The sequence below is a fragment of the Woronichinia naegeliana WA131 genome (assembly GCA_025370055.1).
Classification (GTDB): domain Bacteria; phylum Cyanobacteriota; class Cyanobacteriia; order Cyanobacteriales; family Microcystaceae; genus Woronichinia; species Woronichinia naegeliana.
In genome coordinates this window covers 6249918-6261861 of the sequence record CP073041.1, presented here as the reverse complement: position 1 = coordinate 6261861, position 11944 = coordinate 6249918, and the positions used below count along the sequence as shown (strand labels likewise).

The 11944-nt window shown below is 42.0% G+C and carries 10 protein-coding genes and 1 pseudogene; 5 read left to right on the top strand and 6 right to left on the bottom strand.

The genetic code is table 11. The annotated features are described in order from the left end of the window. Positions 1–974: 974 nt before the first annotated feature. Positions 975–2256: pseudogene (locus KA717_31680) on the bottom strand (ISKra4 family transposase). A 415-nt stretch (positions 2257–2671) separates the two neighbouring features. Between KA717_31680 and KA717_31675 the strand changes: the two are divergent. From KA717_31675 to KA717_31660, 4 genes are all read left to right on the top strand, one after another. After that, entirely contained in the window at positions 2672–3832 is a 1161-nt protein-coding gene (locus tag KA717_31675; protein UXE60163.1) for a family 10 glycosylhydrolase, read from the top strand. Positions 3833–3920: 88 nt separating this feature from the next. Continuing rightward, on the top strand, positions 3921–4130 hold the full coding sequence (locus tag KA717_31670; GenBank protein ID UXE60162.1) for a hypothetical protein: 210 nt from the start codon (positions 3921–3923) through the stop codon (positions 4128–4130). Between the two features lie 490 nt (positions 4131–4620). Next, positions 4621–5082: a cupin domain-containing protein gene (locus KA717_31665; GenBank protein ID UXE60161.1), complete on the top strand. Its 462-nt coding sequence runs from the start codon at positions 4621–4623 to the stop codon at positions 5080–5082. 20 nt (positions 5083–5102) lie between these two features. Next, on the top strand, positions 5103–5441 hold the full coding sequence (locus KA717_31660; GenBank protein ID UXE60160.1) for an iron-sulfur cluster assembly accessory protein: 339 nt from the start codon (positions 5103–5105) through the stop codon (positions 5439–5441). Positions 5442–5465: 24 nt separating this feature from the next. Here the strand turns inward: KA717_31660 and KA717_31655 are convergent, their stop codons facing one another. The 5 genes from KA717_31655 to grrP form a co-directional block, all read right to left on the bottom strand. After that, entirely contained in the window at positions 5466–6149 is a 684-nt protein-coding gene (locus KA717_31655) for a hypothetical protein (GenBank protein ID UXE60159.1), read from the bottom strand. Between the two features lie 924 nt (positions 6150–7073). After that, positions 7074–8261, bottom strand: coding sequence for a GRRM system radical SAM/SPASM domain protein (gene grrM / locus KA717_31650; GenBank protein ID UXE64830.1), 1188 nt, complete (start codon positions 8259–8261; stop codon positions 7074–7076). Positions 8262–8366: 105 nt separating this feature from the next. Continuing rightward, positions 8367–8726, bottom strand: coding sequence for an rSAM-associated Gly-rich repeat protein (gene grrA / locus KA717_31645; protein ID UXE60158.1), 360 nt, complete (start codon positions 8724–8726; stop codon positions 8367–8369). A 118-nt stretch (positions 8727–8844) separates the two neighbouring features. Continuing rightward, positions 8845–9267 carry an rSAM-associated Gly-rich repeat protein gene (gene grrA / locus KA717_31640; GenBank protein ID UXE60157.1) on the bottom strand — a complete coding sequence of 141 codons (423 nt, stop codon included), beginning with the start codon at positions 9265–9267 and terminating at the stop codon, positions 8845–8847. A 36-nt stretch (positions 9268–9303) separates the two neighbouring features. Continuing rightward, positions 9304–10194 (bottom strand): extracellular substrate binding-like orphan protein GrrP, encoded by an 891-nt coding sequence (grrP, locus tag KA717_31635; protein ID UXE60156.1) that lies wholly within the window; start codon positions 10192–10194, stop codon positions 9304–9306. A 176-nt stretch (positions 10195–10370) separates the two neighbouring features. Between grrP and purH the strand changes: the two genes are divergently transcribed. After that, a complete protein-coding gene (gene purH / locus KA717_31630; protein ID UXE60155.1) occupies positions 10371–11909 on the top strand; it encodes a bifunctional phosphoribosylaminoimidazolecarboxamide formyltransferase/IMP cyclohydrolase in 1539 nt (512 codons plus the stop codon). Positions 11910–11944 lie beyond the last annotated feature (35 nt).

Below are 11944 nucleotides of genomic sequence, written 5' to 3'. Positions count from 1 at the left end.
GCCTTCTCGATATTGGGTAAGCTGTTCACTATCTAAAACGCATATAGGCAAGGGGCTTAAGCCTGTTGTTAGAAGACTTTCAGAAAAATCGTTATGCAATTTAAATTCGTAACAGCTTATCTCCTAAAAAGATTTATTAAAGGCGACTAGTAAGATAAATCCGAAATAGATCAACACCATGGCCAATGTTAAGCGCAAGGATACTTGCCATCGTTTTTCGGCCAATTGGTTCAAGATGTTACCTCTCTCATTCATAGTGTTCTCCTCGAACAGTATTGGGACTTATATTTTTGCTACTATTATCAGCAGCAGCGTAAAAAAACAAGCGTTGATAATGCCGATTTTTAGCTAGGCAAAAAAACGTAAAAAAGAAGTCTATTAATTACTTCTCTATTCACTCAAACTTTTTTCCTACAACAACTCGTCTTTTTTAAATGACGGCTATTAAATTAGCGACTAAAGATTAATCGCCTTATCAAAAATCGACAAAAATCAATAGAAAATGCCGCCCAGAATGACTTATTCGCCATAGAGTTAAATTCCAATATTGTCTGACTATAACAATAACAATAACATGGTAAGTATATTCACTTACTATGAGCTTGTTACAAATCTACACATTTTGTCTCATTCTTGCTCTCAGGAGTCTGGTACTAAATCTAACGTTTAACGTTCAAATAGCATCGACAGCCAAAAATAAGGTAGAAAGACAATTCGACTTCTACGACAGTACTCACACCGAACCTTATAGCATAGTACCATCAGTAGTAATAATCGCACCCATAAATTTTGATGAATCAATAAGGTAAAATCAGTCCTATTGCAACGACACTTCATATAACTTGATTTAAATTGAGTAAATTTAGGCATAGATTATACATTAATGAGTTGTCAAGGGTCAACAACAAACAATAATTTTGATCCTGTTAGAGGTTAGAGGGGGTGCGACCTTTAGTTGATAAAAGCTGTTGTAATCAGGGTTCTACAGGGAACCCATATTGATCAAGTTTTGCCCAAAATTGACTCCATCGTTCCTTGGTCAATACCAAAGCTCGTAGGCTCAAAATAATTCCTGCTCCTTTTTCCTTCCATCGCATTCCTGAACAACATAATCGTTGTTTGACCAACGTCTTACAAGCTGCTTCCGTAACACCTGAACCAATCGGATACTTTTTCTCTAAGTATTCAGCATAATCCATTTGATGCTGATGATTCTCGTAATAAGTAATCGCCGCTTGTAGTTTCTCGGTAAGATTCTTAGAATGACTTTTTTCTTCTTTGACTTCTTTCATCAGATTTAGCAGTTCTCCTGCTTTTCCTTTTTCATGCTTGAGTTCTCGACAATTTTCAGTCAACCATTCTTTTTGTTTTGACACGGTATTCGGATGCAACGCTTCTGCCAAGGCACCTAAGTAACCAGAGGCATGATAGAAATCTAATATCTGTTCTTCCGTCTGCTTTTCTAAAAACTTCCAATTTGATTCTGCACCATCTGCTATACCGACAAATTTTGCCTCTGGATAACGGTTTTTCGCTCGCTCAATTTCTCTTTCCAATCTTTCTAGAAAACTCTTTTTTCCGTACTCTGGTGCCGCACCTAGATAGATTGTCTGTTGACGTTCTCCCTCACTATCGTATAGGGAAACGGTTCTCACCATTGCTTCACGGTAGCCATCCTCACACATCAGCATACAGGTTCCATCTAATCCTATTCCCACTGTTGCAATTTGGCTATCCTCCTTGGGCGGGGCATAACTCCACGCTTCTTCTTTTGCCTGTACCACACTTCCTACTGCTTCACTCAATCTTTGGATATAGGATAGCGCTACTTTTCTACCATGATTTTCTAATAAATCATTTTTCACCTCTTTGCCTGCCATCCCTGACATTTTTGAGGATACCTGTTTTGCCAATAATGGCGTTGATGTTATGATTATCCTTGCTTCTCTTTCTAAGGGGCAATACGTTTTTCCTCAAAGGTGAACGCTGATATACATGACGATTCACTATAACCTCACCATAAGGTGTTTGATATTCTTTCGGTTGCTCTCCCTTACTCTTCCAGATTTCTTCACCGATTTTTAAGGGTGAACCATCTGTATCTAAATATTTCAAGGCTTCTTTGCTGGCGATGCAACCTACTTCGTTTAAGCCTTTTTGAATATTTATTTCTGTATCCAACATTGAACGACTGAGTTCTAATGTTAGTTCTATTTTTATCTTTGAACCCTCTACATTAATTAGTTTTGCTGTCATCATTGTTTCCTCTTTGTCACTTTTCATCTCATGTTAACACTTTTCTTTTCCTTCATCAACTAAAGGTCACACCCGTTAGAGGATGCTCAGCGATCGCCGTTTTTTTCGTAGGCTTTTCTCCAAGGCGATCTTTAAGAGAGTAAATTATCAGGAGAAAACAACGATTTAGCCTCAATATTAAGGTAAAAAAAATAGAGAAATACAGTTAATTTTCCTATGATTTTTGGGCTAATCTAAAATAAATGATGTATTCTGAGAAAAGTTAATTTCTTTCTTGAACATCTTCAGCTTTTATCCCTGATTCTTTTTTTATCTTGCTGTGAAAAGAATTTTTAAGCGGCGATCGCCGTTATCCTCACTTGTGTTACTAGGATTTTTAACAGGGCTGCTCTGGATATTAATCTGGTCAAAATTTATGCCCTTATTGGGTCAACCGGAAATTCCTTCCGAAATGCGGGGCGTATGGTTAACCAATATTGACAGTGAAGTTCTCTTTACCCCCACCAACACCCAAACCGCGATCGCGGCTCTGTCCCAACATCACTTTAATACCCTTTATCCCACTGTCTGGAATGGCGGCCATACCCTTTATCCCAGTGAGGTAGCTCAGAAAAACGGTATAGAACCCGATCCGACTATCACCAAAAATAACCCCGATTGGCTGCAAAAAATGCTGACTCAAGGCCATAAACAGGGTATGACCATTATTCCCTGGTTTGAATTTGGTTTTATGGCTCCAGCCGAATCCGCGATCGCCCAGCATCATCCCACCTGGTTAACGCAAACACAAAATGGTGAAACCCTTTGGCTAGAGGGCAAAAAACACCCACGAGTTTGGCTAAATCCTTTGCATCCAGAGGTGCAGCAACTGATCAGTGATTTAATCCTCGATTTGGCGGCCCGTTACCCCATTGACGGGATTCAATTTGATGATCATTTTGGCTATCCTGCCGAATTTGGCTATGATCCCTTTACCCTGGCTCTCTACCAAGAGGAACACAACGGCCAACTACCGCCTAACCCAATTGCCCTCAATCCGAATGAAAACTGTGTCACCACCGATCCGCAATGGCAAGCCTGGGTCGATTGGCGATCGCAGAAAATTAGTGCCTATTTCAAAACTCTTTTTCAGCAAATTAAAGCCCAAAACCCTAACATTCTAATTTCGGTTTCCCCTAATCCCCAAACCTTTTCTAAAAACTGTTTTCTCAGTGATTGGTATAGCTGGGAAAGACAGGGACTCATTGAGGAATTAGTGTTACAAGTCTATCGTTCCAAAATGGCGGATTTCATTAAAGAGTTAAATCAGCCCGAAGTCCAAAAGGCAAAAAACCATATCCCTGTCATTGTAGGTATTTTGTCTGGGCTAAAAGGTCGTCCCACTCCGATGCCGTTAATCCAAGAGCAAGTCCAATGGGCCAGATCTCAAGATTTTGCGGGAGTCTCCTTCTTTTTCTATGAAAGTCTTTGGAATTTAGGACTGGAAACCCCACCTGAACGTCAAGAGCAATTTAGAGCCATATTTTCTGAACCGAGTCAGCGTCCAACACGACTCAATTCCTCATCAGGCCAATAAAAAACCACCTGTAAATAATTAGTTGATGATTAGATAAAATGAAGAGAAAGTAAAAAATCAGATTATCTAAAAAAAAGGAGTAAAAACGATGAAAGTAACGATAGAATTCGTAATTCGTGACGAAATAGGCAATATTCTCAGCCAAAATAGTCGATTGGCAATGGAAATAGGAACCCAAAGCTTACATGACATAGAGGGAGGCGTAGAACAGATGAAACAGAAAGTATTGCCTGAAATAGAGGCAACCTTACTGGCACAGGCACAAAACGAGTTCACGAAAAAAGTAAAAAAAAACTAAACTTGTGGTGTAATGGTACGAGAAAAGTATGGATAAAAACATTACACGGTAAGTTTGAGTTTTACTTACAAAAGTATCAAACGAATAAAAAAGAAAGCAACTATTTTCAGTTATCGGAGCAATTGCAGGAAAGGTTTGTGAGTCAGAGACTAGAGGAATTATGCGGTTATTACGCCAATCGGCTCAGTTATGAGAATGTGGCTGGATTAGTGGAGCGAGTAACAGGAGAAAACTTATTGAGTGACCAGACCATTTAGTGAAAGGGAAAGCCGAAACCTATAGCCAGCAAATCCGACGAACTGTAGAAGAATCGTTAGAATCGACCACATCTGCGCAGATTCAGATAAAACAAACCTTGCTATAAAATTTTCGTTGATTACACTAACGCGAGCTCGAAAGCCCTATCGTACCGTTTCACAGGATAATCTATCAACGAATTATTTACAGGTAGAAGAATTTGTGTTAAGGTAGTCGCGGTTATTGTTAGCCGATGCAGTTTATTTTGTTAAAAATAAGTGATCGCCGTTTTGAGGAGAAAATTTTCATGGTAGCCAGTCTAGTCAATGTGTCCCCTGTCTCTCAGTCCTTTGCAGTGACGAATGTATTAGAAACAGAAACTCGTCCTTGGGGATCTTTTACGACGATTGAAGAGGGAGTTGGCTATAAAATTAAGCGAATTGAAGTCAATCCGGGCCACCGTCTTAGCCTCCAGATGCACCACCACCGCAGTGAGCATTGGATTGTCCTGTCAGGAACAGCAAAAGTTACCTGTGGCGACATGATCGAATTACTAGAGGCCAATCAGTCAACCTATGTCCCTCAATGTACTGCCCATCGTCTTGAAAATCCTGGGGTGATCAAATTGGTGATTATCGAAGTTCAAAATGGGGAATATTTAGGCGAAGATGATATTATCCGTTTTCAGGACGATTATTCTCGTCATACGAGTTAACTGAGTTTTTAAATTCAACCATGATTCATCTGACCACCACTGCGGCCCAGGAAATTAAACGTCTGCAACGAAGTCGCGGTCAAACCCACCATTATTTTCGTTTAGGGGTAAAGCCTGGGGGTTGTGCTGGTTGGTACTATACCTTAGACTTGGTTCGAGAGATTGATAACAGCGATCGCGAATTTGAAAGCCAGGGGTTAACCATTTTGGTCAATGAAACCAGTTTTCCCTTTGTCGAAAATATTAAACTCGACTATGCCGAAGATTTAATGGGAGGTGGCTTTCGTTTTACCAATCCCAATACCGCTAGTAGTTGTAGTTGTGGTTTATCTTTTTCTTTACCGACGGTTTCAACCTAGGTTTAGGCAAGCTTATCTCCTCCGCTAAAAGCCAGGATTGGGCATGATTTGGCTCAGAATATAGTGCAGTCGATCATAGTCATCCTTGAGTAATAAACTTAAATTGCGTCCTAACATCACTAACCAAGGGCGATCGCATTTTCGCAACGTATAAATATCCCGAATCACTGCTGCAATCAGGGCATCCACGGGTGCATCCTTAACCTGTAATAAAATCCTTAAAAAGTCTGGTTTTTCAGTGAAGTGAATCAAATCTTCGCGATCGCATTGATAAACTGCCTGATGGATTTGGGGGGGACGGGGTGGCAAATAATGATAGATTTGACCTCGCTGTTGTTTAAGATTACCATTTCGACTTCTAGCAGGCACTTCAAAACCCAAAATTGCCGCTCGAAATTCCGTTTTTAACATCGCAAAAATTTGAGGTTGTTGTTCCCGCAACTCATGTAAAGACAATCCTAACGCCCTAGCGCGATGAATAGAGTCAATGGGAGAAGTGGTCACATAACTGACAACGGCAACAATCGTATTGCCCGATTCCTCATCTACAGCTTTGACCCAACTACCAAAGGGAGGCATCACTGGAAAACTGAGATCCTCTGGTTCTAAACATTGGGCTAAAAAATCTGTGCTAGTGGTTTCAATCACCTCCGCAAGATGGTAAGGCGGTCGATGATCACTAATAGATTGTGGGAGCGGTAATTGCATAGAAAAAGCCAAGGAAGTATTGGAAGATTAGGAGCAGGGAAGAGTAACTTAGGACAGGGCGAACGCATCAAAATTCTAGACCCTTTATTTGACAAGCCTTTTAGCATTTCATAAAAAATCAATCATGATCACTGAAACCTTTACCTAGGGTCAGCTGAAAAAGTCCACAAAACGAACCTAGATGCCACAGGACACGAAAAATGGTGACTTCAGAGAGTTGTTTCCAATTTCAACCCCCAGTTTTCCAACGACCTGCATGGGCTTTGAGCCTCCAAAGGCCATAACCTTGCACCTGATCGTTTTTAAAATGCTTGAAAGCATTGTCTGGCAAGGGTTCTATACTTATTCAGCAAGCCCTATATAGCCTCTTGCCAATTACAGACGGATTTAATCTGTTCGTTGGTTAGATTTTTGGCATTGATGAGGTTGGCACCCTAAATGTTAGCACTGCTTAGGTCGGCACCTTTGAGGTTAGCTTGGAGCTTCAAGTTTTAGACACAGCAAGCCTTTTAGGGATTTAAAGAACATTTCAAAGGGGGTTTTTGGGGCAATTCTATGTATACTACTATGCCCGAAAGCCTGAAGACTCGTAAAATGAACTTGTTAACCCCGTTGAATTTTACCCCGTATTACGCGAACTAAAACCTGAAACCCTTGCTACAGCGCAAATTTAGAATTGCTGTTGGAGCTTGGAGCTTGGAAGAGGTTAGCATCACCGAGTCTAGCTCCGTTGAGGTTAGCTTAGAGTTTATGCTGGATGACTCCGTTTCTTCTGCGGCTTCCAATTCTTCTTAATTTCTTCTTACTTGGAATTTTTCAGGGTAAAACCCTTTCCAGTAAAGAGTTTGAGTTTTTTGGTCTTTAGCTACATTCTGAATTTGGAATTGCTGATAATGGGCTTAGTTTGTATTGATCTAAAGTCGGCTATTCTAAGCCCAGCGATCGCTCAAAGGATTCAATCACCACATCGGAAATTTCTTTAATGCGATAACGACAGGCAAGGGTTTCCGCACAATTAAAAGTCCCATTTTCCCAATATTTATTACTGCCAGCCCCTCCCCCACAGAGTCCAAAATAATCACAGGTTGTCTGACAGAGGTTCACCCCTGCTTGAATATCCTGGTAAATCGTTTTGAATTTCTCCGTATAACAAACCGATTCAAAACTATCCCTTAAAACATTGCCAAAAACAAAATCACCGTATTTCTCTGTTTTTACCGATAATAATTCAGGATCGAAGGTGGTAAAGTTACCTTGGTTATCAATACTGATAATTACAAAGGGTTTATTCATATCCGTATTTTTCAAACGATCCTCGGTATAGATCATGCTACAAAGAGATTCAAATTCCCGCACTTGAAATTGACCTTGACTGGCGGCTGTTAATTCCCAAAAGCGTTGAATAAAGGCTCGGTAACGTTTTAAATTATCCGCTTTATCGAGGGAAGATTGAGCATGAACCCCCTCGGTTTCTTCCATATTAAAACCCACATTGGTTAAACCAGTGTCTTTAAAAAAATTAAATATTTCATCAGGATAATCGAGGGAATCGTCGGTTAAAACGGCAATAACACTGGTGCAAATATCGTTTTTCTGGAGGTATTCTACGCCTCGCATGGCTGCCGCATGACTCCCTAGGCCGGTGCGGGTTTTACGATGAGCATCATGGATGAAGGCAGGGCCATCTATACTGACACCCACATGAATGGGATATTCCTTAAATAGATCACACCAGTCTTGGTTAATTAAAATCGCATTGGTTTGAAAAGACAGATCAAAGCAAACTTGACGTTGATTATACTTTTGATTAGCCTGTTCAATTAACTCAAATGCTTCTCGATACCAGGCGATCGGTGTGGTTAATGGTTCACCCGCGTGCCAACAAATAGTGAAATGCTCAGTGGCAAAGGGACTGGTAAAAATCTGTTTAAAAATGGGGTCAATGAGTTCGAGGGAAAGCTGATTTTTTAAGGCGCGATCGGGTAAATAGCAATAGTCACAATCTAGGTTACAAAAAGAAGTCGGTTGAATGACCACCAGAGTAATCGGGCCAAATTGAGAAATATCAAGGGTTTGAGAATTTTCTTTACTTTGATCAGTAATAATCATTATTCATTATTCATTATTCAAAAAAGTTTATTAAAATCTACGATTATTGATAAGTTAAAAACGGAAGAAATTGGATTGCTTTGGTAAAATTCTCTTCCGCCTTAAATATTAACGACGATTGATAAAACTGCCACCATCTCCCCAGCCATTGCGCCAGGGATTCACATTAACAAACCCGCCCCCGCCGCTTACATTACCCCAACCCGGCCCACGAGTATTGACAAAGCCACTACCACGAGTATTGCCCCATCCGACAGCCAGTTCTAAATTCAGAGGATGACTCTCGGTTTGGGGAAGTTGAGTTTCTCTCGTTTTAAGAACGTTAACAATACGTTCTAGACGAGCTTCTACTGTTGGCTTTGATACCTGATTGGGTTGAGAAGAAACTGTCGCTTCAGCAGCCGATAGATTAAGGGTTGCGATCGCGACTAGAAATGCTGCCCAGCCAATTTTGTTTGTAATGTTCATAAAAATTTTCTTGAAGTTTGCAGAGGGTGAATTCTGATAGATTTTGGAGATAAAGTAATTTTTTTCTCAATTCTTTACCTCCAAACCATTAACATTTTGGCAATGTTTTGTTCCTTAGTTAACGATTTAAAAAGCCCCCCCCATTACGCCAGCCCCCCCCATTACCCCAACCACCATTGGGCCAGGAACGGTTCAGAAAACCACCGCCATCGCCCCAGCCATTCCGCCAAGCAGGACGATTCACATTGACAAAACCACCGCCGCCTCGAAGATTTCCCCAGCCAATGGCGATCGCATCCGATGGGATTTGGGACTCTGCTTCAGGGAGTTGACTCGCTTTTGCTTTTAAGGTCGAAGAAATCCGAGTCAGGCGATCTTGCACTGATCCCGTTTGCGAGCCGCTGACGTTGGCAGGAGATGTCTCTTGAGTGGCGTTTTGACTGGCTTGAACATCACAATTTTTGGCCTCAGCAGGGGGAAGTTGAAAAGCAGATAGGGCAACCAAAAAAGCAGCCCAGCCCATTTTGGTAGAAAGATTCACAATCGTCTCCTGTTAAGTCTGAAATAGTTAAGCATTTTACTGCGCGGGAGGAATTTGTTCGTGGGTAATCAACGTGTAATTAAAGAAATCACGAACATCCTGGGGATCAACATTGACAATGCCATCGGGGCCAATCCAACGGTTCACCATGTCGGTGGAGCCTTTATCACCAGCTAAGTAACTTTCCATAAACTTCACAATAGTGTAATTAACTAAGTGAAGAAAACTCGGATCATACTGGGGAAGCATACAAGCAACGCCATAGCGAGCGTAGGGTGACTTCGGAACTAGTTGAGTATCATCAAAAGAAACTTTTTGGCGTAAACCATCGAGCAAAATACTATCTCCTGCAACCCCATCTACTTTACCGGCTTTTAGAGCCAGGACTCCTTCTTCTAGACTCTTGACTGGAACCAGTTCCGCTTGAGGTTGGGCTAATTTAATCGCTTTTTCATAGATTGTTTTGGGGACAACGGCAATGCGTTTACCGATGAGGGACTCCGCAGAACCCAGGGAACTGCCTTTAGGAATGAGCAGACGAACGCCCGTCACACTGTAGCTGACCGAAAAATCCACGTATTCATCTCTTTTCCAGGTAAAGGCTGTATCACAGGAGAGATCAATTTCCCTGGCTAATAATTTGGGGATACGCTCCGTAATATCTCCCGCTTCTACTACCTGTAAAGTCACTGTTTTGCCCAGTTTCTTCTCTAGTTCTTCCTTAATGAGATTAATAACACTCATGGAGTAGCCGTCTAGTTCCCCTTTTTCATTGACATAGGAGTAGGGAATATTATCAAGATTTGCCCCCACAGTCAGAACTCCCGTTCGGGCGACTTTTTCGATCACCGTTTCAGCAAAACTGGCTTTAGCACCTGCCAGTAATAACATAAAACTTAAGAGAGGAATAGTAAGCTGTTTGAACATTAGGTCTTCTCAAAAACGTTTTCAGTTTAGTTTAATGCCAGATTTGAACTTTTACACTTATTTTTTCGGAAATTGGTAGTCAGAAAGGGATTGGCCGCATCTTTGGTAAGCATTTGAGCAATAATGAAATTCAACGGGATTTTAAAACCTGATGAAATTTGACTGAGGAGATCGTAATGCGACGACTAGCACTGCTGAGTGTATCAGATAAAACCGGCTTAATTGAGTTAGCCCAGCAATTAGTTCAGGAATTTCAATTTGACCTGATCAGCAGTGGAGGAACCGCTAAAGCACTTCAGTCGGCTGGTTTACCGGTCACCAAGGTCAGCGACTACACGGGTTCGCCAGAAATCCTCGGTGGCCGGGTTAAGACCCTTCATCCCAAGATTCATGGGGGAATTTTAGCGCGTCGTGATTTACCCGAACATTTAGCAGATTTAGAAAGGCAGGATATTCGTCCCCTCGATTTAGTAGTAGTCAATCTCTATCCCTTTGAACAAACTATTGCTAAACCGGATGTGACGATGATAGAAGCGGTGGAGCAGATTGATATCGGTGGCCCGGCGATGATTCGAGCAACGGCTAAAAACTTTGCCCATACAGTCATTTTATCGAATCCTAGTCAATATTCCGACTATTTGCAGGTATTAAGGGAACAGGGCGAAATTCCCCTAACTTTACGTCAAACATTGGCGGGTGCAGCCTTTGCTCTAACTCAATCCTACGATCGCGCGATCGCCGCTTATTTTGCAAATTTAGATAATAATCAGTCGCCCCCCACTTTTGATCTGACTGGAACCGTTCTCCAGACCCTACGGTACGGCGAAAATCCCCATCAAAGTGCCACCTGGTATCAAACAGGTCGTCAAGCCACCGGCTGGGCCAGTGCCGAAAAATTACAGGGCAAGGAATTAAGTTATAACAATTTAGTCGATCTCGAAGCTGCCCGCCGTTTAATTACGGAATTTGATGCGACGGAACCGGCGGCGGCCATTCTTAAGCATACGAATCCTTGTGGTGTGGCTTTAGGAGATACCTTGGCCCAAGCCTATGAAAAAGCCTGGCAAGCTGATTCGGTCTCTGCCTTTGGTGGCATTGTGGCATTGAATCAAACGATTGATGGGGAAACAGCCCAGGCTCTAACTCAAACTTTTTTAGAATGTATCGTTGCTCCCGGTTGCAGTGAAGAAGCTCAAGCCATTTTAGGGAAAAAGTCTAATTTGCGTCTCTTGATTTTGCCAGATTTAACGACCGGGCCAGCCCAAACGGTTAAGGCGATCGCCGGTGGTTTCCTGACCCAAGCCTCCGATGATAGGGTAGAAAATCCCAACGACTGGCAAGTTGTCACTGAAAAACAGCCCAACCCTGAGCAGTTAGCGGAATTGCTCTTTGCCTGGAAAGTCTCAAAACACGTCAAATCCAATGCGATCGTGGTTACTAAAAATCTCAGGACTTTAGGCGTAGGAGCCGGACAAATGAATCGGGTCGGTTCCGTTGAAATTGCCATTAAACAGGCCGGGGAAGAATCCCAGGGAGCTTTTCTGGCCAGCGATGGCTTCTTTCCCTTTGATGATTCTGTTAAAACCGCAGCCGCAGCTGGTATAACGGCGATCGTTCAACCAGGAGGGTCATTGCGAGACAAAGATTCCATTGCTGCTGCCAATGAATTAGGTTTAGTCATGGTGTTCACTGGAATCCGTCATTTTCTCCATTAAATTAGGCTTGCCCAGGAATGTTGTCGTCTGGTGCG